The organism is Collinsella tanakaei, from assembly GCF_016900375.1.
Lineage (GTDB): Bacteria > Actinomycetota > Coriobacteriia > Coriobacteriales > Coriobacteriaceae > Collinsella.
Genome location: NZ_JACJKB010000001.1, coordinates 66,913 through 92,231, shown reverse-complemented (window position 1 = coordinate 92,231; position 25,319 = coordinate 66,913). Strand labels below are relative to the sequence as shown.

Below are 25,319 nucleotides of genomic sequence, written 5' to 3'. Positions count from 1 at the left end.
CACGTTCGCCCCAAAATCGGGAGGCTTTCATGCCCGTTATCCAGCTCCACGCCTCGACTCCCATCAGCGCCGAGGATCGCGAAACCCTGAAGAGCGCCTTCGGCCGCGCCATCGCCGCCGTCCCCGGCAAGTCGGAGCAGTGGCTCATGTGCCTGTTCGACGAGAACGTCCCTATGTACTTTGCCGGCAGTGACGCCGAGCCCTCGGCGTTCGTCGAAGTCGACGTCTACGCGCGAGCAGAGGTTCCCGAGTCCGCATGGGAGGCACTGACAGAGCAGATCTGCCCGGTGGTTGCGCAGACGCTCGGCATCGATCCCTCGCATATCTACATCCGTTACGGATCCACGCCGAACTTCGGGTGGAACGGGTCCAATTTCTAGGAAATCAGCCGTCTGCAGATGCGCTTAAGCCTGAAAAAGACCCGCGAGCAACGTCCGCGCCAAAGTTGGTTCAGATATGCGTAAGCACACCAAGGTAGTAGGTAGTCCGTTTTGGTTATCATGGCCGCGATGGCAGGTTTGAAACCGGCCATCGCGGCCTTATTCTTGTTTTGGGGGCTATAGCATCCGCCCTGCAAGGGCTGAAAAGGGGTAGAAGTTCACCCTACCTTGCCTATAGGTAACGCATATCTGAACCAACTTCGTATATTCGACCCCCTCAGGCGCTCCGAAAGCCGAGAAGCGCCCGTCTACAGGCATTCGAGCGGACCGCCGTACCACTGCTCGATCATATGACGGGCGATCGAGGCCCGTCCCGCGGGCTCCACCTCGCCGCAGGCGATAGCCCGCCCGAGTTCCTCCCGCGTGAACCAACGGGCCGCCTCGACCTCATCGCCGTCGACATGAATGTCGGTTGTGCGTGCACGGGCGCGAAAGCCAAGCATGATCGAAGCGGGAAACGGCCAGGGTTGCGAACCGAGATACCCGACCTCATCGAGCTCGATGCCCACCTCTTCGAGCGCCTCGCGACGCACCGCGCGCTCCAGGCTCTCCCCCGCCTCGACGAACCCGGCAGACACCGAGTAGAAACTTGGACGCCAGGCACAGTTATGCTGCAGCAGCAGGCGGTCTCGGTCATCCACGATCGCCGTGATGACCGCAGGCTCGATACGCGGAAACAGCAGACGATCGGCATCCTCCGGGTTCGTGCAGGCCTGCGCCCACCCCGACAGCGTCGGGCGCACCGGGAAACCGCAATACGGGCAGAACCGCTGCCGATCGTGCCAGGCGCATACGGCGATGGCGCTTGTGGCAAGACCTGCATCGCGCACGCTCGCACAGGGTGCGAGCGACCGCAGCTCAACCCAGTCGCAAGACGCCTGATCGGGAAGGACGCTTGCGCCGCCCACACGCGTCACATCGAGCGCCAGGTAGGAAACTCCCGTATCACCGAAACGCTCGATGCCGAGATACACGACCAGGGCGCCTGACACCTCGGCAACAGAACGGGCAGAGGGGCCGCTCATGAACGAAAGCCCTACCTCATGCATGGGAGCGGCGGCATCGGGGCGCGGGGCCGCCGGGTCCTCCGCACAGGCAAGAGCCGCGGGCGTCGAGGACGAAAGGCCGCGCGGCACCGCCACGAGGCCTCGGTCGACCAACACCACGCGCGTCGCGGGATCGTCGAGCAACCGGTCTATGAGTCCCCCATCGGCTCGTGCGGCAACGTCGTAATCGATCTTCGTCCGCGCCAGCGGAAGATCGCCAAGTGGAGCCGCCCCACCCCGCACGCCGTATCTGGAGCCCATGTCCATCGCACATCATCCCCTCTGCACTCGAAACAGTATCCTACATGCTCGATCGGCAGGAGCGCGATGGCAGTGTTAGACTTGCATGCGTAACATCGGTATCAAAACCACGCAGGAGCGACGCATATGCCCATCATCGACCTCGATCGGGACCTGACGACCTTCGAGTACCCCACCGTGGTCCGCTATAGCGAGGTCGGTCATCGCGGCCTCATGACGCTTCCCGCCGTCATCAACGCGTTCCAGGACTGCAGCACCTTCCAGTCGGAGGCGCTCGGCGTCGGCATGGCATGGCTCAAGCATGAGCAGCGCGCCTGGGTGCTCACCCATTGGCACATCGTCATCGACCGCTACCCCTCGCTTTGCGAGGAGATCGCTGTGGGCACCTTTGCCACGAGCTTCCGCGGATTCACGGCTAACCGCAATTTCTATCTGAAGGACACCGCAGGCAGGCTGATCGCACGCGCCAACTCATCGTGGGCCTCCATCGACCTTGCGACGGGTAAGCCCATCCGCCCCACCCAGGAGCACGTTGCCCCCTACGGCACGCATGAACCGCTCGACATGCCCGCCGAGGAGCGCCGCGTCCGCGTACCCGAGCATCTCGAGCCCGCCGGGCCCATCGTCGTTCGCCGCGGTCTCATCGACACCAACGAGCACGTGAACAACTGCCAGTACGTCACGATGGCGCTCGAGCTGCTCCCCCGCGAGACGGCTCCCAAGACGGTTCGCGTCGACTTCCGCCGCGCCGCCGTGCTGGGCGACACCATCGTGCCGGCTCTCGCGCAGGAGCCCGAGCGAACCGTGGTGACGCTCAGCGACACCGAGGGCGGCATCTACGCCGTCGTGGAGCTCAGCTAGCCTTCTTGCCCCTCGGCCTGATCTGCATCCACTCTGAACAGGCAGTGCGCATCGCCCTGAAGCGCCCGCGACCGAAACGTGTCGACGAGCCCGATGCGCTCACGCGTCGTCTCCGAGAGCGGCTCGGGAAGATGGTCGCGGTCAAACCAGCCCACCTCGAGGCTCTCCTCGTCTGCCACGTGCGCACATGCGGCACCGTCCGCAACCTCACAGACAAACAGCAACTCCAGGTATTGCACCCGGTCACCGTTCTCATAGGTGATGACGCGCCGATCGGCCTGCACGCTCACCAGCTCGCGGGGAACGATCGCAACGCCCGTCTCCTCGAGAGCCTCGCGCACGATCGTTGCCGCGGGCTCCTCACCCGGCTCGTTGATGCCGCTCACCAGAGCCCACGCACCCGTGTCGGCTCGCCTGCCCAGCAGGATGCGGCCGCGCCCGTCTTCGATATATCCCGTCACGCCGATGAGCCACAGCAGCTCATGGCCGATGTGCTCGCGAAGGTTGACGATGAATTCGGGCGTCGGCATCTGGTCCCCTTTCGACGGCTTCCATAGCGGCCCGGCACGGACCCACGCTCATCCTACACCCGACCGAGCGGCGCCAAGCGAACGCGGATGCATCATAATGGGAAGCGAACAGGAAGGAAACGCCATGGCAGAACTGAAGCATGTCGTATTCGATATGGGCAACGTGCTCATGACCTTCAACGGTCCGGCATTCGCCCGCCACTACACCGACAGCGACGAGGACGCACGCCTCCTCGATGAGGCACTGTTCGGCAGCACCGCCTGGGCCCTGCTCGATGCCGGCGTCATCGGCCACGACACCATGCGCCATATCGCCGAGGCGCACCTTCCCGGCCATCTGCACCCCAACCTTCATGAATGCTTCGCGCGCTGGCCGGAGTGCTCCGAGCCCCTCGAGGATGTCTGCGACCTCGCCATCCGGCTGAAGCAGCGCGGACTCGGAATCTATCTGCTCTCGAACGCCTCGACCTCTATCGACCTGCAGATGAGTCGCTGCCCGGTAAACGACCTGCTCGACGGCAGGGTCGTATCGGGGTTCGAGCGGATCATGAAGCCGGATCCCACCATCTATCAGCTTCTCTGCCGCCGCTACGACCTCGACCCCGCAAGCTGCCTGTTTGTCGACGACAATCGGGACAATTGCCTCGGCGCCGAGCGAGCCGGCATGCGCTCCTACCATTTCACGGGCGACGCCGCGAAACTCGAGCGCGCCATAGCCCTTATGCTCGAATCTGCTGAATGATCAATCGGGCATACACGCAATCGACCCCAACCCCCTCTCTCTTCGTAAGGACACCATGCTCTTCGACCGCTTCTCACCACATCGTATCCCGGTGCCGCGCCGCCTCGCAGTTGCGGCAACGCTCGGTTGCGCCCTCATCCTATCCGCCTGCACGACGTCTGCGACCGACAACGGCTCCCCCGCGATAGCAGATGGAAGCGCCCCTGTACATCAGGCTGGGAAGACCTCTGAGGAGCCCACGTTCCGCAACGCCGATACCGGCGCCGACCTCGAGCACGTCGCGCAGCTGCCGCTCGAATACGCGCAGAACTTCACCGTCGACGAGTACGAGGGCGGATACCAGCTCGTGTGCATCTCGAATGGCGAGCGCTTCCTCGTCGTTCCCGAAGGAGCGAGTATACCCGAGAACCTCGCAGACGACATCGCCGTTATCCAGCAGCCCCTCGAGAGCGTCTACCTCGTATCGACCGGCATGATCTGCCTGATCGACGAAATCGACGCCCTCGACGCCGTGACCGTATCGTCCGTCACCGCGCAGGAGAGCCCGAACGACAACCTCACAGCGGCGCTCGATGCGGGCGACATCGCCTACGGCGGCAAGTACCGCTCCCCCGATTTCGAGCTCATCGCGACCGAGGGCTGCGAGCTCGCCATCGAGAACACCAAGATCAACCACGTGCCCGAGACCAAGCAGAAGCTGCAGGACCTCGGCTGCACCGTGCTCACCGAGCAGTCGAGCAGCGAGCCGGAGGTCCTGGGCAGACTGGAGTGGATCAAGCTCATGGGCATCCTGTTCGGACGCGAAGACGAGGCGCAGGAGCGTTTCGACGAGATCGCCGCTAGAGTCGAGCAGGTCGCAAGCATGAAGGCAACCGGCAAGACCGTCGCCTTCTTCTACATCAACGAGGACGGCTCGGCGGTCACGCGCCGCTCGACGGACTATTTCTCGCAGATGGTTGAGATGGCAGGCGGCAGTTTCGTCTCCTTCGACCCTTCCGATGAGTCGGAAGGATCCTCGTCGGTCCAGGCGGTCATCGACCTCGAGACCTTCTATGCGCAAGCGAAGGATGCCGACGTGATCATCTACAACACGACCGTCGACGGCACCATGGCATCCATCGCCGACCTCACGGGTAAAAATCCCCTGCTCGCAGATTTCAAGGCGGTGCAGGATGGCGAGGTCTACGCCTGCGACGAGAACATGTACCAGGCGATGACCGACATGGACGACATCATGGGCGATATCCGCTGCGCCCTGACCGGCACGGAGGAGAGCTCCGGCTACATCTGGAAGCTCAGCTGATATGGATAGGCTCCGGCAGCACAGCTCCGCGTCCGCGCGCACGCGACGGGCAGCGCGCACGGCCATCGTCGACGGCGCACTCGCCTGCGCCCTTGTCGCGCTGGTCTGCCTGAGCCTTTGCGTCGGCAGCGTCGGCACCTCGCCGACAGAGGTCGTCGGATTGATCTTGCAGGGGCCGGCGGACTCGACCGCGAGCCGCATCATCTGGGAGATCCGCCTGCCGCGCGTGGCGAGCGCCGTGCTGCTCGGCGGTGCCCTTTCGCTCTCCGGCTATCTGCTCCAGACGTTTTTCGCCAACCCCATCGCCGATCCCTTCGTGCTCGGCATCTCGTCGGGTGCCCGACTGGCAGTCGCCCTCGTCATGATCGTCGTGCTCGGCGCCCAAGGCGTCATGGGCCCTTGGATGGCCGTGGCGGCAGCGCTCGCGGGATCCTTGGCGGCTATGGGGTTCGTGCTCGCCATCGCTCGACGCGTGCGCACCCAGAGCATGCTGATCGTCGCCGGCGTCATGGTGGGCTACCTCTGCTCGGCTGCGACCAATTTCCTCATCGCTTTCGCCGACGACCAGAGCATCGTCAACCTGCAGAACTGGTCGCAGGGAAGCTTCTCCGGTGCGCGCTGGACCGACGTCGCGATCATCGCCGTCTTCGTCGCCGCGTCCTTCGCCATCGTGCTGGCGCTCTCCAAGCGGCTCGGCGCCTATCAGCTCGGCGAGGGGCATGCGCGCAGCGTCGGCGTGAACGTCATCGGCTTGAGGTTGGCGATCGTCCTCATGTCGAGCCTGCTTTCGGCCTGCGTGGTCGCCTTCGCGGGACCGGTGTCCTTCGTGGGCATCGCCGCGCCGCATATCGCGAAGCTCGCGCTCGGGTCGTCGCGCCCCCTGCTGGTCACGCCGACGAGCTTCCTTGCCGGCGCCGTCTTCTGCTGCGGCTGCGACCTTATTGCGCGCACGCTGTTCTCGCCCGTCGAGCTCTCCGTCAGCGCCGTGACCGCCGTGTTCGGAGCCCCCATCGTCATAGCCCTCATGCTAAGAAAGCGTTCGTTCCGATGAGCGGGGGCACGATGAGTACTCAGGCGCCGGCTCTCGAGATTGACCATGTCGCGATAGGCCATAGCGCGCGGCCCCTCGTGCGGGATATCGATCTTGTTGTGCACCCGGGCGAGGTGCTCGTGCTCATCGGGCCGAACGGCTCGGGCAAGACGACCCTCCTGCGTACCATCGCGGGGCTCCTGGTGCCGCTTGCGGGAACCATCAGTATCTGCGGAACCCCCGCGGCCACCATGTCGCCGCGCGACCGCGCGCGCACCGTCGCCGCCCTGTTCACCGAGCGACCGCGCACCGAACTGCTCACCTGCAAGGATATCGTCGAGGCCGGGCGCTATCCCTATACCGGTAGGTTCGGCATCCTTGGCGAAAAGGATGAGGATGAAGTCAAACGCTGCATGGAGGCGACGGGCTGCTGGACGTATCGCGACCGTGACTTCGCGCACATGAGCGATGGCCAGCGGCAGCGCGCCCTTATAGCCCGTGCGCTCTGCCAGCAGCCCCGCGTGCTCATACTCGACGAGCCCACGTCGTATCTGGATATTCGAGCGCAGCTCGACATGTTGGGACTTCTTCGGCGCTATGCGCGTGAACGGAACGTCGCGATCATCGCATCGCTTCACGACATCGGCCTTGCGCAGAAAGCAGCCGACACCGTGGTCTGCATTCATGACGGCGCGGCCGATACCCAGGGATCTCCCGCCGAGGTGTTCTGCAAGCCGCGCATCGCCTCGCTCTACGGCCTCGAGCCGACCGCATACAACGACACCTTCGGGAGTTTCGAGCTGGAGCGCGCCGCCTCAGCCGCACGCGTCTTCGTCGTGGCGGGCGGCGGAACGGGGGCCACGTGTTTTCGCACCCTTCAGCGTGCAAGCATCCCGTTTGCCGCAGGCGTGCTGCATCGTCATGACGTCGATGGCATGCTTGCCGATAGTCTGGCAGCCCACGTCGTATATGCAAAAGACCTCGAGCCGGTGGATGACGACGACATCGAGCGGGCGAAAGAGCAGATCGCGCATTGTGAGGCCCTCATCTGCTGCCCGGAGCGATTCGGCACGATATGCGCCTGCAACGCCAAGCTGGTCGAGTACGCCCGCGCGCTCGGCATGCCGGTATATCCGACGGCCGAGGCGTACCTCGCGGCGAGGCCACATCGGAGCTGATCGGAAAGCGCCGCCCGGAAAGCAATTTATAGACATACATGCTCATGCCCAGAACCATGCGCTCATTCCATCATGCCCCGCCCCGTGCGCTCCGGCTATAATGGAGAAACACTGCACAAAAGGAGCCGACCATGCTGAAGCACATCTCCCCCATCATCATCCTTGTTGCAGCTGCAACCGCCCTCATGCTCGGCGGCTGCACCGTGACCGACCAGTCAACCGAGGTGACCGGTAGCGGGGTCTCTGCACACGTCGAGTTCGAGTTTTAAGCAAGTACTCAACAGAAAGTCAGCGGCCCTCCCGAAACCAGGAGGGCCGCCGTCCTATCGAATCTGATGCCAGCGCAGCGTCACGCGCCGCGCGCAGCGTCCACGAAGGCCTTCCAGAGGCTGAAATCGGTGGGGATCGTGCGCCAGGTGTACTCGGGATGCCACTGGACGCCCAGGCAGAAGCGCTCGGCGGGGACCTCGATGCCCTCGGGTACGCCATCGGTCGCGCGCGCCACGAGCTCGACGCCCTCACCCAAGCGATCGACGCAGCAGTGGTGGCTGGAGTTCGCCTGCACCATCGTGAAGCCACCGAGGGCGCGCTCAAGGAGCGACCCCGCCTTGACCTCCACCGGATGCGCCGGGTCGGAAAGGATCGGCGCATGGCGCCACCGCACCATGCCGTTGACCGGCTCGAAATGCGGGACATCCATGCACAGCGATCCGCCGAGCGCCACGTTGAGAATCTGAGCGCCGCGGCAGGTGGCGAACAGGGGCTTATGGGCCGCAAGCACAGCGCGCACAAGGCGAACCTCAAACGCATCGCGCTCGGGGCACAGCAGGGCCTCGTCGTAGCCGGAGGTATCGCCCCAGAGCGCAGGATTCACGTCCTGACCGCCCGGGATGGCGACGCCATCGGCCATCTCGACCAAAGACGCCAGAACCGCCTCGTCCTCGGTCAAGGGCATGACCAGCGGCAGGCCGCCTGCAGCCAGGATGGCGTCCATGAAGACGGTGGCAACCGCCTCCTCGGGCGCGAGCCGCTCGGGCATGCGCAGGCAGGGATCCGTCCGCTCGAGGCGCGGCGCAACCAGAATCACCGGTCGCGTATCCCCCGCCGCAACCGAAAACGGTTTCACACGTTCCGTATCTGTCATATCTCTCCTCATCGCACATCCGACCCTGCACCGAGGCGTCGAATGCCTTAATGTCCCTTGATGGAATTCAGGAAGTCGCGAGCGCGCTGCGTCTTCGGATGGTCGAAGAACTCATCGGGCGCACCTTCCTCGACGATCTGGCCGTCCGCCATGAACACGACGCGGTCGGCCACGCGACGAGCGAAGTTCATCTCGTGCGTCACGACGACCATGGTCATGCCGCCGCGCGCAAGCTCGACCATGACATCGAGCACCTCGTTTATCATCTCGGGGTCGAGCGCGCTCGTGGGCTCGTCGAACATCATGGCCTTCGGGTTCATGGCAAGCGAGCGGGCGATGGCCACGCGCTGCTGCTGGCCACCCGAAAGCTGGGCAGGCACCTTCTGGGCCTGCTCGGCCACGCCCACGCGCGCGAGCAGCTCCATGGCGCGCTTCTCGGCCTCATCACGCTTCATGCCCAGCACGTCGATGGGACCGAGCGTCACGTTCTCGAGAATGGTCTTGTGCGCGAACAGGTTGAACTGCTGGAACACCATGCCGAGCTCGGCGCGCATCGCCGCGAGCTCACGCCCCTCCTTCGGCAGTGGCTTGCCCTCGATGAGCACATCGCCCGAATCGATAGTCTCCAGGCGGTTGATGGTGCGGCACATGGTCGACTTGCCCGAGCCGGAGGGCCCGATGACCACGAGCACCTCGCCGCGCGAGACCTTGAGGTTGATATCGCGCAGCACGTGCAGGTCGCCGTAGTGCTTATCGACATGGCGCAGCTCAATGACGGGAATCTCGTCCGTATGATTCAAAGACATTGCGGTATCCGTTCCTCTCGGTAGTCGCTGCTAGCGGATGATCTTGACGCCCATGCGCTCGGCAACGAAGCCGGACAGCTTGTTGATCGCATAGTTGAGCAGGATGTAGATGATGGCGACCGTGAAGTACATGGACACGAGCGCATCGTAGTTGGTGATGAGCACGCGCGCGTTCTGCATAAGGTCCGGGTAGCTCACGACGTAGGCGACGGTCGTGTCCTTGACCACGACGACCAGCTGCGAGATGAGCGAGGGAATCACGAAGCGGATTGCCTGGGGCAGCACGATCTTGAACATGATGCGCGCCGGCCGCATGCCGAGCGACATCGCGGCCTCGACCTGGCCGCGCGGCACCGCATTCACGCCGGCGCGCATGACCTCGGCGAGAACGCCGGAGGCGGCAAGCGTCACGGGCAGGGTGATCATCCAGAACGACGACAGCTTGACGCCGTATTGGGGCACGACCAAAAAGAAGAAGTAGATCAACAGCAGGCTCGGCACGCCGCGGAAGAAGTCGGTGACCACGCGGCAGACGACCGAAAGCGGCTTGACGCCGCTCGTGCGGCCGAGCATGAGCACAAGGCCCAAGATAAGCGCCAAGACGCCCGAGGTAAGCGCCACCGAGACGGTGCCGCGAAAACCCTGCAGCAGGTAGCGCCAGGTGGTCGGCTGGGCCAGGAACGTCCAGTAGCGGGGCGCGAGCTGACCGGTGATGTAGAACTGCCGGATCACCAGGCCGATGCCGATAAGCACCAGCACGGCGGTGATGACGGTACCGATCAGCACGCGACGACGCGTGTGCGGACCGGGCTGCTCGTAGAGGGCATCGCGGATGCTCAGCGGTTTCGCATGGTTGCTCATCGCAGGATCCTCACCTTCTTGTCGAGACGGTTACCGACAAGGCCGATAACCGCAGCCGTTCCCACATACCCCAGCGCAGCGATCAGAAAGGCAAGGATACCGCCAGTCGAGCGGGTGTTGATGAACGACACGACGCCCGTGAGCTCGTCGGGGCTCATGGGGACCTGGGACCCCAGCGAAGTCGACAGCATGACGGCGATCAGGAGGTTCGTCATGGGCAGCACCGCCGAGCGCAGAGCCTGCGGGATGACGATCTTCCAGATGATCTGCGTGAACGTGAGCCCCAGAGAGCGCGCCGCCTCGATCTGCCCGACGCCGATGGTGTTGATACCGCTCATGAAGTTCTCGGAGCCGAAGGCGGAGCCCATGAGGATGACCGTAACGATCACGCAGGTCCGGTAATCGAGCACCAGCCGCAGGTTGGGCAGGGCGTACACGATGATGATGAGCAGGGCGACACCGGGAATGTTGCGGAACACCTGCACATAGAAGTCGCCCACCACCCGCAAAGGCTTCAACGGCGAGACGCGCATGACCGTGATGGCGATCGAGAGCACCATCACGAGCGCGAAGGCGACCGCGGTCATCCACCACGTGGTGACCAGCGCGGTCAGGTAGTCCTGACCATAGGTTGTAAGCAGCTCGGACAGTCCCATCCGGCCTCCTATACACCGCGGGGCCCGGTGCGCGACTCAGGCCCCACGAACATCGATACGAAAGTGCACGTGGGCGGGGATGCCAAACGTTCAGGCACCCCGCCGTGCAGGGTGCGGCGGCGATGGACCCCCGCGGCTGCGAAAGGACGCTTACGCGCCGATCGCAGGGGGCTCGGGCGCGGCGTCGATGTCGGCGCGGTCGCCGATGCAGACCTGCCAGAGGTCGGACCAGGTGCCATCCTCCTCGATCTTGGCGAGGAAATCGTTGACGAAGGCGACGCCGTCGGAATCGAGCGGCAGGCCGATGCCGTAAGCGTCAACCGGACCGAAGGCATCGCCAGTGAGCTTGTAGGCGCCCGGGCGCTTGACCATATCGCTCATGAGCATGGTCTGGTCGATCACATAGGCGTCGACACGACCCTGCTCGAGCGCGGAGCGAGCCTCCTCATCGGTGGAGAACTCCTGGATGGTGGCCTCGGGAGCATACTCCTCGAGCACCGAAGGGCCGGTGGAGCCGGACTGGGCGGCAACGTTTTTGCCAGCGAGGTCGTCGACGCCGTTGATATCGGTGTTGTCGGCCGTCACGAGGATGCCCTGCTGGGTAGTGTAGTACGGACCCGCAAAGGAGATGACCTCCTTGCGCTCATCGGTGATGGAGTAGGTGGCGAACACGGCGTCGACCTGGTCGTTCGTAAGCACGGACTCGCGGGTATCGGAGGTGACCTGCGTGAGCTCGTAGGCGTTCTCGTCGCCCAGGATGTAGCGCGTGAGCAGCTGGAAGAGGCCGGCATCGAAGCCGCGGACCTTGTTGTCCTTCTCGTTCATGAGGCAGAAGAGCATGGAGGTCTGCACGCCGCCGACGCGCATCTTGCCGGCCTCCTTGATCTTGGTCGCCCAGGTGCTGGCGGCGACCGCGGCGTCGTCGGCAACGCCACCTGCGGCGATCAGGGCATCGTAGGCCTCGGCATCGAGCTGGCGCTCCTCGGCCTCCTCGTCAGCCGCATCCGTCGCAGTATCGGAACCCTCGGGTGCGGGCGCCTCGACATCGCTGCATCCGGCGAGGCCGAGTGCCGCGACGCCGGCGGCGCCAAGGCCGATGAGCGCCTGGCGACGGTTGAGCATGAGGCGGTTGCCCTGGGCTTGCTTAAGCATGGGATGATCCTTTCGGTCATGTGCATTAGCGCACTAAAGTATGTCCTGCAATAAGAGGTGTAGGGGTATTGTAATTGAAATTCATACCCAACTACTCGAAATTAGAAACGTTAACAGGAACCGCTCCACCGATTCTCGGCATATATAAAGGTGCGGCCGCGTGGAACCTGCCCACGCGGCCGCAAGTGATTCGTAGATTGCCGATCCGGTCTTACCGCTACTCCTCTTCCCCACCGTGCTCGAATTGCGAGTTATAGAGCTCCGCATAGAAGCCGCCTTGAGCGAGCAGCTCCTCATGGGTGCCGGACTCCACGATGTCGCCGTCGCGCAGCACGAGAATCTTGTCGGCATTGCGGATCGTCGACAGGCGGTGCGCGATGACGAAACTCGTGCGGCCCTGCATGAGGGCGTCCATAGCGCGCTGGATGCGCTCCTCGGTACGCGTGTCCACGTTCGACGTCGCCTCGTCCAGAATGAGGATCGGGCGGTCGGCAATGAACGCGCGCGCGATGGTGAGCAGCTGCTTTTGGCCCTGGCTCACGTTGGAGGCGTCCTCGTTGAGTTCGAAGTCGTAGCCACCGGGAAGCGTGCGGATGAAGTGGTCCGCGAGCGCCGCGCGGGCGGCGGCATGGACTTCGTCGTCGGAGGCGTCGGCGCGGCCATAACGGATGTTCTCCAAGATGGATCCCTTGAAGAGCCACGTGTCCTGCAGCACCATGGCGAAGTTCGCGCGCAGGTCGTCGCGCGCGTAGTCGCGCACGTCCACGCCGTCCACGCGGATGGCGCCGGCGTTCACGTCGTAGAAGCGCATGAGCAGCTTCATGAGGGTCGTCTTGCCCGCACCCGTGGGGCCCACGATGGCGACCGTCTGACCGGGCTCGATATCGCAGGTGAAGTCGTGGATGATGGTCTTGTTGGGCACGTACCCGAACTTCACGTGGTCGAAGCTCACCGCACCGTGCGTGCGCGCGGGGAGCTCGGGCGTCTCGGCATCCGGGCTCTCCTCGGGCTCATCCAGAAACTCGAAGACGCGCTCGGCGGCCGCCGACAGCATCTGGACCATATTGGATACCTGGGTCAGCTGCGTGATGGGCTGCGTGAAGTTGCGGACGTACTGCATGAACGCCTGGATATCGCCCACGGTGATGGCGCCGGATACGGCGAGGAACGCTCCGAAGGAGACCACGGCGACGTAGGCCAGGTTCGCCACGAAGTTCATGATGGGCTGCATGAGGCCACTCAGGAACTGCGAGCGCCAACCGGCCTGGTACAGCAGGTCGTTATCGACATCGAAGTCAGCCAGGGCGCGCTGCTCGCGGTTGAACACCTTGATGACGTTCTGGCCGGAGAAGCTCTCCTCGATCACACCGTCAACACGGCCGAGCAGCGTCTGCTGCTGACGGAAATAGCGCTGCGAGGAGCGCACCACGATCACGATGAGCACGAGCGACACGGGAACGGTCAGGAAGGTGATGCCGGCTAGAGCTGCCGACACCGACAGCATCATGACCGTCACGCCGATGATCTGCGTGATGGACGTGATGAGCTGCGTGACGCACTGGTTGAGCGACTGGCCGACCGTGTCGACGTCGTTCGTGATGCGGCTGAGCACATCGCCCACCGCGTTGCTCTCGAAATACCCGAGCGGCATGCGGTCAATCTTCTCGATGATCTCGCGACGCATGCGGTAGCACACGCGCTGCGTCACGCCTGTCATGAGCCAACCCTGCAGGAAGTTGAAGGCGGCCGAGGTCGCATACAGGCACATGAGGCCGGCAAGGATGTATCCGATGCCGGCGAAGTCGATGGACCCCGTGCCTAGGATCTTGGCAGAGATGCCCTCGAAGAGCTTCGTGGTTGCCTGGCCGAGGATGCGCGGTCCGACGACGTTGAACACCACCGAGGCGATCGCGCAGATGAGCGCGATGCACACGGGGATACGCTCATGGGAGAGATAGGCTACGAGATGCTTGATGGTTCCCTTGAAATCACGGGCGCGCTCAGACGCGGGCCCGCGGCGGCGATGTCCCGGCATCAGCGCTCACCTCCCTTCATATCGTTATCGTCGCCGGCGGCATCGCCTGCCGTCTCGTCGAGACCGAGCTCTGCGGCCGAAAGCTGGCTCTTGGCGATCTCGAGGTACTCGGGGCAGCCTCGCAGCAGCTCCTCGTGCGTGCCGCGGCCGACGATACGGCCGTCGTCGAGCACCAGGATCTCGTCGGCGTGCATGATGGTCGCGATGCGCTGCGCCACGATGATCACCGCCGCGTCGGAGCACTGGCGGTCGAGCTCGGCGCGCAGCGTGGCGTCGGTCTTGTAGTCGAGCGCGGAGAACGAGTCGTCGAACACGAGCACCTTCGGGTGGATCGCCAGCGCGCGTGCGATCGACAGGCGCTGGTTCTGGCCGCCCGACACGTTCGAGCCGCCCTGGCTGATGGGGCTCTGGTAGCCCTCGGGCCTGCTGTCGATGAACTCCGTCGCCTGGGCGATCTCGGCGGCGCGCACCATATCGCCATCGCTCATGGCATCGTCGCCGTACTTGATGTTAGACTCGATCGTGCCCGAGAACAGCATGCGCTTCTGCGGCACGTAGCCGATCGTCCGGCGGAGCTCGGCGAGGTCGATGTTGCGGATGTCGACGCCGTCAAGGGTGACCGAACCCTCGGTCACGTCATACAAGCGCGGTATGAGCTGCACCAGCGTCGACTTGCCGCAGCCAGTCGAGCCGATGATGGCGCAGGTCTTGCCGGGCGCCGCCGTGAAGCTGATGTGCTCCAGCGTTGGTACGTCGGCATCGGGATACGCGAACGTGACGTCGTTGAACGACACGACGCCCTTCCAGCCCTCGCCCTTCTCGCGCGTGACGCGATCGGAGGGCTTCGGATCGTGGATGGACGTGTGCGTGTCGAGCACCTCCTGCACGCGTTCGGCGGCGACGCCGGCACGCGGCAGCATGACCGAGATCATGGTGAGGATCATGAAGCTCATGATGACCTGCATCACGTAGTTGATATATGCCATGAGGGTGCCGACCTGCAGGGTGCCGGTGTCCACGCCCTGCGCGCCGAACCACACGATGGCGACGGTGGTCGCGTTCATCACGATCATCATGACGGGCATGAGCAGCGCCATGCAGCGGTTGGTGAATATATAGGTTGCGGTGAGCTCGCGGTTCGCCTCGTCGTAGCGCTCCTCCTCGTGCTGCTGACGGCCGAAGGCGCGGATGGGCATGATACCCGTGAGCACCTCGCGCGCGAGCAGGTTGTTACGGTCCACGAGCGACTGCATGATCTTGAACTTAGGCAGCGTAAGACCCATCAGCACGCCGATCGCGATGGCGATGGTGACGATGGCGACGACGAGGATCCACTCCATGCCGGTAGGCGTCGTCAGCACGCGAACCACGGCGCCGAGACCCATGCACGGGGCGAACAGCACGATGCGCAGGCACATGACCGTGACCATCTGGATCTGCTGGATATCGTTAGTCGCGCGCGTGATGAGGGATGCCGCGGAGAACTTGTTCATCTCGGCGGGCGAGTAATCGAGCACCTGCTCGTACAGCTGATGGCGGACCTCGCGTCCGATAGCGGCGGAGGTGCGGCTCGCGTTGAGCGCGGCTAGGATCGCGCAGGCGGCAGAGGCGAGCGCGATGCCGAGCATCGTCGCGCCCTGACCGATGAGGTAGTTGGTCTGGACAGCATTGAGGTCGACCTCCGCGTCCTCGTAGGCGCCGCGGACGAACTCGACGGCGCGCGACTGGACCAGGGTTCCGTCCGCATCGCCAAGCTGGTCGATCAGCTGGTGGCGCAGGTCGACCAGGCTTCCGGGACCGAGCTCGACCGGCCTGCCCGTCTCCGCCGTCGCGAACGCCTCGGTCATCTGCACCAGGTCGTCGAGATACAGGGTATCCCCCATCTGGGAGCGGATGGCGTCGGTGACCTGAGGATCTTCGGAATCGGTCCACTCGTCGACCGAAACGCCCTGGTCCAGCTGATAGACAAGCGTCTCTGCCTGGGCCATGAAGCTCTCAATGGATGAGCGCTCCTCATCGGTACCGGTAAAGACGCGCACGCCATCGGCGTCAGGAGCGCTGTAGAGCACCTCGACCTTATTCGCCTCGGTCTCGCTCAAAAACAGCTCGACATCGGCGAGGTCGTCGGTGGTGATCTTGTCGGGAACCGCGCTCGCGATACCGCCTTGGCTGATGCCGACATCGACGATATCGCTCATGATACCCGGCAGCGTGAGCTCGAAATTCGCTTGGGCGAACAGCAGCACCAGCGCGATGAGGAAGCTCAGCTTATGGTTCTTGAGGAAGCTGAATATCTTCACGGGCCCTCCTCTTCTCATAACTCGGAATGGACACAGCGGCATTCATTCTTCCCCTGTTCACCCCGAAGATGCAACTCCCCCAACCATTCATCGAAATCCAACAACTTAGGCACCTAATGAAAGTTTGGGGACAGGCACCAAACTTTCATTGCTCCCTGTGCAAGTTTGGGACCTGTCCCCGAACTTTCATGAAAAAAGGCACCCCGGAGGGTGCCAGAACGTTCGTTAAGTGTACCGTCAGATACGGTTCACGCGATGTTTGCCGAGAAGGTTAATTAGGAACGAGCCACCTTGCCGGACTTGAGGCAGTTGGTGCAGACGTTCATCTTGCGACGATGACCGTCAACGACAACGTACACACGCTGGATGTTGGGACGGAACTTACGGATGGCGACGCGGTGCGAGTGGCTAATGGAGCGACCAGCAACGGGGTGCTTACCGCAGATCTCACAAACCTTGGACATAATCGTTAACCTCCTTGGACGGCAGATAAACAGCCGCATGAACAAACAGCAGTGAAGTATAGCATGAAAACGCCCATCTGCGGAATCTACACATTGAGCAGGGGTTCAGCGGTTCGTAGGCGCCCGCATCGACCGAATATGAAGATTACGCATCTCAAGCGCTCAAGCACTATATCAGATGCAGATGCCCACGGCGAGCAGATTGTCACAAACGACCACAATGAGCTTGAGAATCTCCAAATCGTCACGGCTGGTGACCATCCCCTGCCGACGCATACGAATGAAGTTGATTGCGCGCGCGAATACACAATTCCTTCCGACTTGTAATTTGAAGCGTTTCACTGTTTTCGGTGTCATTGTATGCTTGGAATCGGCCATAACGACCATCTAAGTGGGATTATGTCGGGTATTTTTGATCGATGCAGATGCATCGGCCTACATATTTCCGACACGTTTGCTCCATATCCTCGCTGTTGAAGCGTTTCATATCTACCGTTTACGGCAATTTGAACGTCAACGCGCGCTTTCGGGCATTCACCCCCTGAAGCGTCATATAGAATACGGGCCATAGGCAGGCACCGATGAAAAGGAGCTCAGCATGGCAAAAAAGCCTACGGTTCATGCCAATCCCGCAGTAGTCGACACCGTGGATGCCTTCAAGGAGCGTCTCGCCTACGTGCGTGATGCCCAGAAGGTGTTCGCCACCTACACCCAGGAGCAGGTGGACAAGATCTTCTACGAGGCGGCGATGGCAGCCAACAAGGCCCGTATCCCCCTGGCCAAGATGGCCGTCGAGGAGACCGGGCGCGGCGTCCTCGAGGACAAGGTCATCAAGAATCACTACGCAGCCGAGTACATCTACAACGCCTATAAGAACACGAAGACGTGCGGCGTGATCGAGCGCGATGAGGCCTACGGCATCACCAAGGTCGCCGAGCCCATCGGCGTCGTCGGCGCGGTCATCCCAACCACCAACCCCACGTCCACCGCGATCTTCAAGTGCCTCATCTGCCTGAAGACCCGCAACGCCATCATCATCTCCCCGCACCCGGCGGCGGCCAAGTGCACCATCGCCGCGGCCAAGCTCGTGCTCGAGGCGGCCGTCAAGGCCGGCGCTCCCGAGGGCATCATCAGCTGGATCGACCAGCCGACCCTCGAGCTCACCAACGCCCTGATGCACAACGTCGACATCATCCTCGCCACCGGCGGCCCGGGCATGGTCAAGTCCGCGTACTCCTCCGGCAAGCCCGCCCTCGGCGTCGGCGCCGGCAACACCCCCGTCGTCATCGACGAGACCGCTGACATCCAGCTCGCCGTCAACTCCATCATCCACTCCAAGACGTTCGACAACGGCATGATCTGCGCCTCCGAGCAGTCCGTGACCGCCCTCGACTCCGTCTACGACGAGGTCAAGGCCGAGTTCAAGCGCCGCGGCTGCTACTTCGTCAAGAAGGGCAAGGAACTCGAGGCCCTGCGCGAGACCATGTTCAAGAACGGCGCCCTCGATCACCGCATCCCCGGCATGCCCGCCGCCAAGATCGCTGAGCTCGCCGGCATCGACGTCCCGGCCAAGACCAAGATCCTGATCGCCGAGGTCACCTCCACCGATCCGGTCAAGGAGGAGTTCTCCCACGAGAAGCTCTCCCCCGTCCTCGCCATGTACCACGCCAAGGACTTCCAGGAGGCCGTGGACAAGGCTGAGCACCTCGTGCTCGCCGGCGGCCCGGGCCACACCGCGTCGCTGTACGTGCACCCCGCCGAGACCGAGAAGATCGCCCTGTTCCAGGACGTCATGGCCGCCTGCCGTATCGTGATCAACACGCCTTCCTCGCAGGGCGGCATCGGCGACCTGTACAACTTCGGCATGAAGCCGTCCCTCACGCTGGGCTGCGGCTCCTGGGGTGGCAACTCCGTCTCTGAGAACGTTGGGGTGAAGCACTTGATCAACGTGAAGACCGTCGCGGAGCGCCGCGAGAACATGCTGTGGTTCCGCGCTCCCGAGAAGATCTACTTCAAGAAGGGCTGCACGCCCGTCGCTCTCGACGAGATCGGCAACGTGATGGGCAAGAAGCGCGCCTTCATCGTCACCGACTCCTTCCTGTACAAGAACGGCAACTGCCGCGCCATCGAGGCAAAGCTCGATGAGATGGGCGTCGCCCACGACTGCTTCTACGACATCTGCCCCGACCCGCGCCTGCAGGACGCCGAGAAGGGCGCCGAGCGCATGCGCCTGTTCGAGCCCGACGTCATCATCGCCGTCGGCGGCGGCTCCGCCATGGACGCCGGCAAGATCATGTGGCTCATGTACGAGCACCCCGAGGTCAGCTTCGAGGATGCCGCCATGGACTTCATGGACATCCGCAAGCGCGTCTTCACCTTCCCCAAGATGGGTGAGAAGGCCTACTTCGTCGCCGTCCCGACCTCTTCGGGCACCGGCTCCGAGGTGACCCCGTTCGCCATCATCACCGACGCCGAGACCGGCATCAAGTGGCCGATCGCCGACTACGCGCTGCTGCCGAACATGGCCATCGTCGACGTCGACAACGCCATGACCGCCCCGAAGGGCCTCACCTGCGCCTCCGGTATCGACGTCATGACGCACGCCATCGAGTCCTACGTCTCCATCATGAGCTCCGACTACACCCGCGGCCTGTCCATGCGCGCCGCCAAGCTCGTGTTCGAGAACCTGCCCGCCGCCTACGAGAAGGGTGCTGCCGACCCGCACGCCCGCGAGGAGATGCACAACGCCTCCTGCCTCGCCGGCATGGCCTTCGCCAACGCCTTCCTGGGCGTGAACCACTCCATGGCCCACAAGCTCGGCGCCTTCCACCACATCCCGCACGGCCTGGCCAACGCCGTCATCCTGACCCGCGTCATGCGCTACAACGCCGCCGAGAAGCCCGTCAAGATGGGCACCTTCTCGCAGTACCAGTATCCGCACGCCCTCAAGGACTACGCAGACCTCGGCCGTTACTGCGGCTGCACCGGCGCTGACGACCGCGAGGTGTTCGAGAACCTGATCAAGAAGCTCGAGGACCTCATGGACCAGATCGGCATCAAGAAGACCATCGCCGAGTACGGTGTCGACGAGAAGTACTTCCTGGAGACCCTGGACGAGATGACCGAGCAGGCCTTCAACGACCAGTGCACCGGCGCCAACCCGCGCTACCCGCTCATGAGCGAGATCAAGGAGCTCTACCTCGACGCCTACTATGGCCGCGAGCCCCAGAGCTACGAGGTCTAAGTTCACGAGTTCGAAATCGGCGCCTGACGCGCACGACACGCCCAGGCGCCACCCGTATGGTGCACACCTAAGAAAGGACGGTAGTACCATGATCCAGCTTCCCGACAACAAGGTCGAGCTCGCCCGCCGCGGCAACAAGGTCGTCTACGACCTCGGCGAAAAGATCGCCAAGGTCTTCAACGAGACCAAGCCGGTTTCCGACATCTTCAACGAGGCTCTGAACCTTGCCCGCATCAACGAGTGCGGCATCCGCTCCCCGAAGGCCCTCGAGGTCTCCGAGGTCGAGGGCGGCGGCTGGGCGCTCATCACGAGCAAGGTCCCCGGCGTGACCCTCGCCGAGAAGATGGCCGCCGAGCCGGGCCGCTTCTACGAGTACCTGGAGCAGTTCGTGGACCTGCAGATCGAGATCCACTCCTATCGCTGCCCCCTGCTTCAGCGCCAGGTCGACAAGTATGACCGCATGATCAACTCCCTCGACCAGCTGAATGCCTCCACCCGCTACGACCTCCTGCAGCGTCTCGACGGCATGAAGACCCGCCGTCGCGTTTGCCACGGCGACTTCAACCCCACCAACGTGATCGTCGCCGAGGACGGCCAGCTCTACGTGTGCGACTGGGCCCACGCGACCCAGGGCGCTCCCGCTGCCGACGCCGCGATGACCTACCTGCTGTTCGCCCTGCAGGACAAGCAGCAGGCCGAGGCCTACCTCGAGATGTACTGCAACCGTGCCGACGAGCCGGTGCAGATCGTCCGCAGCTACATGTCCATCGTCGCCGCCTCCGAGCTTGCCCGCAAGCGCGGCGGTGCGAACGATGAGTTCCTGATGAGCTGCATCGACGTGTTCGATTACCAGTAAGGGTGATCGATTGACCGGGAGGCCCCGGAGGGTTCCCACGCGCGCGTCCTCGCCGCTGCGCGGCTGCGGGATTGCGCGCTTAGGGAATCCCTCCGGGGCCTCCCTGCGTTCAGCCTTGCTGGAGCGTAATCTGCGGGTTTTATTTGGTGAGCGCCGCTTTGCGGCGCTCTTTTTGGTTGTCGGCCTGGCGTTTCGCCAGGCCGACGGTTTTAATCGGGTCGAATCTTTATTTGAAGCACCAGCAGATGAGGGCGCCGGTATGGCAGGTGATGGTGGCGGGGGTGGACTCGATGACGTTGGAGATGCCGAGGTCGGAGAGGAGTTCGACCTGGTGGTGATCGAGCTCCCAGCGCATGCCTGATTCGCTGACGGTGACGAAAGGGCTCAAGGGGATGAAGGAGAAGCGGGCGCCTGAATGGTCGTGGATCTGCCAGGATCGGCCGGCGTGGAGGATGCGGCCCTCGGATTCGTCCTCCAGAAGCTCGACGGGGCCGTTCCAGTCCTTCAGGCGGCCGAAGACGCCGAGCAGGTGGTCGGGGTTGCCGCCGGCAAGGCAGGTGCAGCACAGGGCGGGTGCGCCCCAGCGTTCGGACACGGCGCGCAGCAGCAGCGAAAGATCCGTGAAGTCCTTGTGCGGGTTATAGCGCTCGACGGCAAAAGGGGCACTCTCCCCTGCGGCCTCGGCGGCGCGCACGAGGGCTGCGCCCCCTGCGCTCACGGAGTCGGCATCGCCGCAGAACAGGTCGATGGATACGCCCGCGGCACGTGCGGCATCCAGACCGCGGTCGATGGCGACGACGGCGTCCGCCCCCTCAACGGCGCGCCGGACGGTGTTCGCACACGAAGGCGCAGGCGAGCCGCCGATGACGGCCACGCGACGCACGTCGCCGAGCGCCCTCATCGCTCGCCCTCGAACGTCAGGATGCGCTCGAGCGAAAGCTCGGTGAACTCGTCGATGAACAGCTCGCAGTTCGCCTGGACATCGGACCTCTTGCAGCGCCCATGCGGATCGAAGATGCCCACGCGCCGGTACCCTGCGGAGCCTGAGCTCTTGAGGCCGAACACGGCATCCTCGAATACCCAGACGTCTTCATGCGCGGGAACGTCCATGCCGCGTGCCTCCGAGAGGCGCTCGAGCGCGAGGTTGTAGACATCGGGATGGTCCTTCGAGGCGCCGGCCTCCCCCGTCGTCACGATGATGTCGAAATACCCCTCGAGGCCATGGGCCTGAAGGCCGCACCTGACCGCGTTCTCGGGCGTCGACGTCGCGATTCCCATGGGGATGCCCGCCGCACGGGCGGCATCCAGAAATGCCCGCACGCCCTCGCGCTCGGACACGACCGTGCGGTAGCGCTCGAGCAGCATCGCCATGAGGCGGTCGTAAACCTCCTGGCCGTCGCGACCGATACCCCAGGTGTCGTGATAGGCGCAGCATTCGCCCATCATCGAGAGCGACTCGAAGCGCGCGAAGTCATCGGGCGTCGTCTGAAAACCGTAATCCGCAAGCAGCTCGACCTGCACGGTGAGCCACATGCCCATCGAATCCAGAATCGTCCCGTCGCAGTCGAAGAGAAACGCGCGCGGCATCGCGCGAAAACCGTCGGCCATATCGACATCCTTTCAAAAAACGACCCAGGTCGCGTGCCGGGGTCGACGGGCATCAGCTGCATCCCGCGCCCGTCCCGACATGAGGTGAGGTTCCCAGCACATGCTAGCAAACCTCGCCATGCGACACACGAACAGCGGGCCTGCCGTTCACGTTTGCCCCTATAACGTACACCGGCCGAAACGGACCGTCCGCCGTCGGCCGGCGGTCCTGCAAAAATGCTTACCAAATGGATACATTACGTGAATGAACTGGCCCGATGATGAAAGGTAACTCTTGTTGGACACCCTTTCGCGACACGCGCCCAACGGCCAATACTGACCGTCTCTCCTGTTCGTGGGTCGAAAACAGCGTGCAAGTGCTAAATTAAGGACGTCGCGGTTTTCCGGACCCACCTGCGCATGCCGGCCGTCCGCGCCCGCGGCATCCTACCCATGCTGGGCGACGCATGCGTCACCCCTAACGATTGGACGGAAAAGTTGGCCCGCACACGTGTTGAATCCAAGGAAACGAAGGCCGTCTCCCAAGGAACGGAGCAGGAACCCTGCCTCATCATCACCGAGGACGATATCCATCTTTTCGCCCAGGGCTCATGGAACCGCAGCTGGGAGAAAATGGGTGCCCATCCCGACGTCCAGGAAGGCGTTGAGGGATGGCGTTTTTGCGTCTGGGCACCCGAGGTCAAAAGCGTCAGCGTCATCGGCGACTTCAACGGTTGGGATGTGAACGCGAATCACCTCGAGCAGCTGCCCACCGGCGGTCTTTGGCAGGGCTTTGTCGCAGGTCTCGCACAGGGCGACCTGTATAAGTACGTCATCGAGACCGAAGACGGAAAGCTGCTGTACAAGGCGGATCCCTACGGCTTCTTTGCCGAGAAGGTTCCGGGCACCGCATCGCGCCTGATGGACGTCCGCGGCTATGAGTGGGGCGACGCCTCCTGGATGGCCGACCGCTCGTCGTCCGACCATATGAAGAAGCCCCTCAACATCTATGAGGTCCATCTTGGCTCCTGGCGCCGCCACGGCGACGAGCCGCAGGGCGATCCCGACGAGAACGGCAACTACCCCGGCCCCATGGATCCCTTCCCCGCGCAGCGCGGCGAGTACTACACCTACGACGACCTTTCGGTCGAGCTCGTCGACTACGTGCGCGAGATGGGCTACACCCATATAGAGATCCTGCCCGTCCAGGAGCATCCCTTCGATGGCTCCTGGGGCTATCAGGGCACCGGCTACTACGCCGCGACCTCGCGCTACGGTGAGCCCAAGCAGCTCATGCACCTCATCGACGCCTGCCACCAGGCTGGCATCGGCGTGATCCTCGACTGGGTGCCCGGCGGTTTCTGCGCCGACGCCCAGGGCCTTGCGACCTTCAACGGCCACATGCTCTACGAGCGCGAGATCCATCCCAACTGGGGCACGCACAAGTTCGACTTCGGCCGCGGCGAGGTCCGCAGCTTCCTCGTGTCCAACGTGCTCTACTGGATCGAGCAGTTCCACGCCGACGGCATCCGCATGGACGGCGTTTCGAGCATGCTCTACCTCAACTTCGGCGTCGACGATCCCGGCCAGAAGAAGTTCAACAAGTACGGCACCGAGGAGGATCTGGACGCCTCCGCGTTCATCCGCCAGGTCAACCACACGGTCGGCACGCTCCATCCCGACGTCATGATGATGGCCGAGGAGTCCACCGCCTGGCCGCTTGTGACCTACCCCGCCGAGGACGGCGGCCTCGCCTTCCACTACAAGTGGGACATGGGCTGGATGAACGACACCCTGCACTACATGCAGACCGACTTCCCGTGGCGTCCGGGCAACCACAGCCTGCTGACCTTCTCCATCATGTACGCCTTCAGCGAGAACTTCATCCTGCCGCTCTCGCACGACGAGGTCGTGCACGGCAAGTGCTCGCTGATCGGCCGCATGCCCGGAGACTGGTGGCGCCAGTTCGCCGGCCTGCGCACCCTCGCGTTCTACCAGATGACCCACCCCGGCGCGAAACTCAACTTCATGGGCAACGAGATCGCCCAGTTCATCGAGTGGCGCTACTACGAGTCCATCCAGTGGTTCCTCACCGATGAGTACGAGACGCACGCCAAGCACCAGCAGTTCATCAAGGCGCTCAACCACCTGTACACCGCCCAGCCTGCCCTCTACGAGCTCGGCTACGTGCAGGAGGGCTTCGAGTGGATCGACCCGAACAACAACGAGCAGTCCATCATCTCGTTCGTCCGCCATGGCGACAACCCCGATGAGGACCTCGTCGTGCTCATCAACTTCGATCCCGCCTACTACGAGACGTTCCAGATGGGCGTCCCGCGCGAGGGCGATTACCAGGAGATCTTCAACACCGACGCCGTTGAGTTCGGCGGATCGGGCAAGGGCAACACGGCCAAGCTCTCGAGCCATCCCGAGCCGATGCATGGCTTCGATAACTCCATCGAGCTTTGCATCCCGCCGCTGGCGGGCATCGTACTGAAGCGCACGGGCAAGAGCTCCTACGTGCCGCCGAAGCCCAAGAAGACCACCCGGAAGACCACGACGACGAAGAAGACGACCGCCAAGGCCACCACGACCAAGGCCGCTTCGACGAAGGCCACCACGGCAACCAAGACCGCGACGACCAAGAAGGCAACCACCGCCAAGAAGTCGTCCACCGCAACCGCTTCTACCCGCTCTGCGGCCGCAAAGACCGCAGCGGCGACCAAGAAGGCCTCGTCCACGACGAAGAAGTCGACGACGAGCGCGAAAAAGGCTGCGCCGAAGACCCCCTCTACCTCGGCGTAGCGACACGACAAAAAGGGA

Annotated in this window: 23 protein-coding genes; 10 read left to right on the top strand and 13 right to left on the bottom strand. The window is 63.4% G+C overall.

Features of this window, described 5'->3' with window-relative positions:
• Positions 1-29 precede the first annotated feature (29 nt).
• On the top strand, positions 30-380 hold the full coding sequence (locus H6A16_RS00360; RefSeq protein WP_204615174.1) for a phenylpyruvate tautomerase MIF-related protein: 351 nt from the start codon (positions 30-32) through the stop codon (positions 378-380).
• Positions 381-688: 308 nt separating this feature from the next.
• Here the strand turns inward: H6A16_RS00360 and nudC are convergent, their stop codons facing one another.
• The gene (nudC, locus tag H6A16_RS00355) at positions 689-1,747 is read right to left on the bottom strand and encodes an NAD(+) diphosphatase (protein WP_204615173.1); all 1,059 of its coding nucleotides are present in this window, start codon (positions 1,745-1,747) and stop codon (positions 689-691) included.
• Between the two features lie 126 nt (positions 1,748-1,873).
• Here nudC and H6A16_RS00350 point away from each other — a divergent pair, with 126 nt between their 5' ends.
• Positions 1,874-2,608: an acyl-[acyl-carrier-protein] thioesterase gene (locus tag H6A16_RS00350; protein ID WP_204615172.1), complete on the top strand. Its 735-nt coding sequence runs from the start codon at positions 1,874-1,876 to the stop codon at positions 2,606-2,608.
• Here the strand turns inward: H6A16_RS00350 and H6A16_RS00345 are convergent.
• On the bottom strand, positions 2,605-3,138 hold the full coding sequence (locus H6A16_RS00345; RefSeq protein WP_204615171.1) for an NUDIX hydrolase: 534 nt from the start codon (positions 3,136-3,138) through the stop codon (positions 2,605-2,607). The two genes, H6A16_RS00350 and H6A16_RS00345, sit on opposite strands and share 4 nt — an antisense overlap.
• A gap of 124 nt (positions 3,139-3,262) precedes the next feature.
• Here H6A16_RS00345 and H6A16_RS00340 point away from each other — a divergent pair, with 124 nt between their 5' ends.
• The 5 genes from H6A16_RS00340 (at position 3,263) to H6A16_RS00320 (ending at position 7,660) form a co-directional block, all read left to right on the top strand.
• Positions 3,263-3,880 carry an HAD family hydrolase gene (locus H6A16_RS00340; protein ID WP_239458088.1) on the top strand — a complete coding sequence of 206 codons (618 nt, stop codon included), beginning with the start codon at positions 3,263-3,265 and terminating at the stop codon, positions 3,878-3,880.
• Between the two features lie 55 nt (positions 3,881-3,935).
• Positions 3,936-5,183, top strand: coding sequence for an ABC transporter substrate-binding protein (locus tag H6A16_RS00335; RefSeq protein WP_204615169.1), 1,248 nt, complete (start codon positions 3,936-3,938; stop codon positions 5,181-5,183).
• A 1-nt stretch (position 5,184) separates the two neighbouring features.
• On the top strand, positions 5,185-6,234 hold the full coding sequence (locus H6A16_RS00330; RefSeq protein ID WP_204615167.1) for a FecCD family ABC transporter permease: 1,050 nt from the start codon (positions 5,185-5,187) through the stop codon (positions 6,232-6,234).
• An 11-nt stretch (positions 6,235-6,245) separates the two neighbouring features.
• Positions 6,246-7,391, top strand: a complete 1,146-nt coding sequence (locus H6A16_RS00325; RefSeq protein ID WP_204615165.1) for an ABC transporter ATP-binding protein — start codon at positions 6,246-6,248, stop codon at positions 7,389-7,391.
• A 131-nt stretch (positions 7,392-7,522) separates the two neighbouring features.
• Positions 7,523-7,660, top strand: coding sequence for a hypothetical protein (locus H6A16_RS00320; protein WP_204615163.1), 138 nt, complete (start codon positions 7,523-7,525; stop codon positions 7,658-7,660).
• A gap of 80 nt (positions 7,661-7,740) precedes the next feature.
• On the opposite strand, the gene H6A16_RS00315 is transcribed toward H6A16_RS00320, so the two are convergent.
• The 9 genes from H6A16_RS00315 to H6A16_RS00275 all read right to left on the bottom strand — a co-directional run bounded on the left by H6A16_RS00315 (position 7,741) and on the right by H6A16_RS00275 (position 17,187).
• Positions 7,741-8,535 (bottom strand): gamma-glutamyl-gamma-aminobutyrate hydrolase family protein, encoded by a 795-nt coding sequence (locus tag H6A16_RS00315; protein WP_204615162.1) that lies wholly within the window; start codon positions 8,533-8,535, stop codon positions 7,741-7,743.
• Positions 8,536-8,582: 47 nt separating this feature from the next.
• Complete coding sequence (locus H6A16_RS00310; protein ID WP_204615161.1) at positions 8,583-9,341, bottom strand: amino acid ABC transporter ATP-binding protein; 759 nt, start codon at positions 9,339-9,341, stop codon at positions 8,583-8,585.
• 30 nt (positions 9,342-9,371) lie between these two features.
• Positions 9,372-10,202: an amino acid ABC transporter permease gene (locus H6A16_RS00305; RefSeq protein WP_204615160.1), complete on the bottom strand. Its 831-nt coding sequence runs from the start codon at positions 10,200-10,202 to the stop codon at positions 9,372-9,374.
• Positions 10,199-10,858 (bottom strand): amino acid ABC transporter permease, encoded by a 660-nt coding sequence (locus H6A16_RS00300; protein ID WP_204615159.1) that lies wholly within the window; start codon positions 10,856-10,858, stop codon positions 10,199-10,201. Before H6A16_RS00300 ends, H6A16_RS00305 begins: the two co-directional genes overlap by 4 nt.
• Positions 10,859-11,008: 150 nt before the next feature.
• Entirely contained in the window at positions 11,009-12,010 is a 1,002-nt protein-coding gene (locus tag H6A16_RS00295; protein ID WP_239458087.1) for a glutamate ABC transporter substrate-binding protein, read from the bottom strand.
• 217 nt (positions 12,011-12,227) lie between these two features.
• Complete coding sequence (locus H6A16_RS00290; protein ID WP_204615158.1) at positions 12,228-14,045, bottom strand: ABC transporter ATP-binding protein; 1,818 nt, start codon at positions 14,043-14,045, stop codon at positions 12,228-12,230.
• The gene (locus tag H6A16_RS00285; RefSeq protein ID WP_204615157.1) at positions 14,045-16,345 is read right to left on the bottom strand and encodes an ABC transporter transmembrane domain-containing protein; all 2,301 of its coding nucleotides are present in this window, start codon (positions 16,343-16,345) and stop codon (positions 14,045-14,047) included. Before H6A16_RS00285 ends, H6A16_RS00290 begins: the two co-directional genes overlap by 1 nt.
• Positions 16,346-16,620: 275 nt before the next feature.
• On the bottom strand, positions 16,621-16,809 hold the full coding sequence (rpmB, locus tag H6A16_RS00280) for a 50S ribosomal protein L28 (RefSeq protein WP_066832438.1): 189 nt from the start codon (positions 16,807-16,809) through the stop codon (positions 16,621-16,623).
• A 174-nt stretch (positions 16,810-16,983) separates the two neighbouring features.
• The gene (locus H6A16_RS00275) at positions 16,984-17,187 is read right to left on the bottom strand and encodes a hypothetical protein (protein WP_204615156.1); all 204 of its coding nucleotides are present in this window, start codon (positions 17,185-17,187) and stop codon (positions 16,984-16,986) included.
• Between the two features lie 220 nt (positions 17,188-17,407).
• Between H6A16_RS00275 and adhE the strand changes: the two genes are divergently transcribed.
• Positions 17,408-20,053, top strand: coding sequence for a bifunctional acetaldehyde-CoA/alcohol dehydrogenase (gene adhE, locus H6A16_RS00270; RefSeq protein WP_204615154.1), 2,646 nt, complete (start codon positions 17,408-17,410; stop codon positions 20,051-20,053).
• 91 nt (positions 20,054-20,144) lie between these two features.
• On the top strand, positions 20,145-20,909 hold the full coding sequence (locus H6A16_RS00265; RefSeq protein WP_204615465.1) for a phosphotransferase: 765 nt from the start codon (positions 20,145-20,147) through the stop codon (positions 20,907-20,909).
• Between the two features lie 226 nt (positions 20,910-21,135).
• Here H6A16_RS00265 and H6A16_RS00260 read toward each other — a convergent pair whose 3' ends face one another.
• Positions 21,136-21,810, bottom strand: a complete 675-nt coding sequence (locus tag H6A16_RS00260; protein WP_204615152.1) for a thiamine diphosphokinase — start codon at positions 21,808-21,810, stop codon at positions 21,136-21,138.
• Positions 21,807-22,517 (bottom strand): HAD family hydrolase, encoded by a 711-nt coding sequence (locus H6A16_RS00255; RefSeq protein WP_239458085.1) that lies wholly within the window; start codon positions 22,515-22,517, stop codon positions 21,807-21,809. Before H6A16_RS00255 ends, H6A16_RS00260 begins: the two co-directional genes overlap by 4 nt.
• 549 nt (positions 22,518-23,066) lie before the next feature.
• Between H6A16_RS00255 and glgB the strand changes: the two genes are divergently transcribed.
• Positions 23,067-25,301: a 1,4-alpha-glucan branching protein GlgB gene (gene glgB, locus H6A16_RS00250; protein ID WP_342589699.1), complete on the top strand. Its 2,235-nt coding sequence runs from the start codon at positions 23,067-23,069 to the stop codon at positions 25,299-25,301.
• Positions 25,302-25,319 lie beyond the last annotated feature (18 nt).

What these genes read in the sequence shown, in the direction of transcription:
- H6A16_RS00320 (WP_204615163.1), top strand. Translation starts at nt 7,523, where the DNA reads ATGCTGAAGCACATCTCCCCCATCATCATCCTTGTTGCAGCTGCAACC.
- H6A16_RS00315 (WP_204615162.1), bottom strand. Translation starts at nt 8,535, where the DNA reads ATGACAGATACGGAACGTGTGAAACCGTTTTCGGTTGCGGCGGGGGAT.
- H6A16_RS00290 (WP_204615158.1), bottom strand. Translation starts at nt 14,045, where the DNA reads ATGCCGGGACATCGCCGCCGCGGGCCCGCGTCTGAGCGCGCCCGTGAT.
- rpmB (WP_066832438.1), bottom strand. Translation starts at nt 16,809, where the DNA reads ATGTCCAAGGTTTGTGAGATCTGCGGTAAGCACCCCGTTGCTGGTCGC.
- adhE (WP_204615154.1), top strand. Translation starts at nt 17,408, where the DNA reads ATGGCAAAAAAGCCTACGGTTCATGCCAATCCCGCAGTAGTCGACACC.
- H6A16_RS00300 (WP_204615159.1), bottom strand. Translation starts at nt 10,858, where the DNA reads ATGGGACTGTCCGAGCTGCTTACAACCTATGGTCAGGACTACCTGACC.
- H6A16_RS00335 (WP_204615169.1), top strand. Translation starts at nt 3,936, where the DNA reads ATGCTCTTCGACCGCTTCTCACCACATCGTATCCCGGTGCCGCGCCGC.
- H6A16_RS00295 (WP_239458087.1), bottom strand. Translation starts at nt 12,010, where the DNA reads ATGCTTAAGCAAGCCCAGGGCAACCGCCTCATGCTCAACCGTCGCCAG.
- H6A16_RS00325 (WP_204615165.1), top strand. Translation starts at nt 6,246, where the DNA reads ATGAGTACTCAGGCGCCGGCTCTCGAGATTGACCATGTCGCGATAGGC.
- H6A16_RS00255 (WP_239458085.1), bottom strand. Translation starts at nt 22,517, where the DNA reads ATGGCCGACGGTTTTCGCGCGATGCCGCGCGCGTTTCTCTTCGACTGC.
- H6A16_RS00360 (WP_204615174.1), top strand. Translation starts at nt 30, where the DNA reads ATGCCCGTTATCCAGCTCCACGCCTCGACTCCCATCAGCGCCGAGGAT.
- H6A16_RS00310 (WP_204615161.1), bottom strand. Translation starts at nt 9,341, where the DNA reads ATGTCTTTGAATCATACGGACGAGATTCCCGTCATTGAGCTGCGCCAT.
- H6A16_RS00330 (WP_204615167.1), top strand. Translation starts at nt 5,185, where the DNA reads ATGGATAGGCTCCGGCAGCACAGCTCCGCGTCCGCGCGCACGCGACGG.
- H6A16_RS00340 (WP_239458088.1), top strand. Translation starts at nt 3,263, where the DNA reads ATGGCAGAACTGAAGCATGTCGTATTCGATATGGGCAACGTGCTCATG.
- nudC (WP_204615173.1), bottom strand. Translation starts at nt 1,747, where the DNA reads ATGGGCTCCAGATACGGCGTGCGGGGTGGGGCGGCTCCACTTGGCGAT.
- H6A16_RS00345 (WP_204615171.1), bottom strand. Translation starts at nt 3,138, where the DNA reads ATGCCGACGCCCGAATTCATCGTCAACCTTCGCGAGCACATCGGCCAT.
- H6A16_RS00305 (WP_204615160.1), bottom strand. Translation starts at nt 10,202, where the DNA reads ATGAGCAACCATGCGAAACCGCTGAGCATCCGCGATGCCCTCTACGAG.
- H6A16_RS00275 (WP_204615156.1), bottom strand. Translation starts at nt 17,187, where the DNA reads ATGGCCGATTCCAAGCATACAATGACACCGAAAACAGTGAAACGCTTC.
- H6A16_RS00350 (WP_204615172.1), top strand. Translation starts at nt 1,874, where the DNA reads ATGCCCATCATCGACCTCGATCGGGACCTGACGACCTTCGAGTACCCC.
- H6A16_RS00260 (WP_204615152.1), bottom strand. Translation starts at nt 21,810, where the DNA reads ATGAGGGCGCTCGGCGACGTGCGTCGCGTGGCCGTCATCGGCGGCTCG.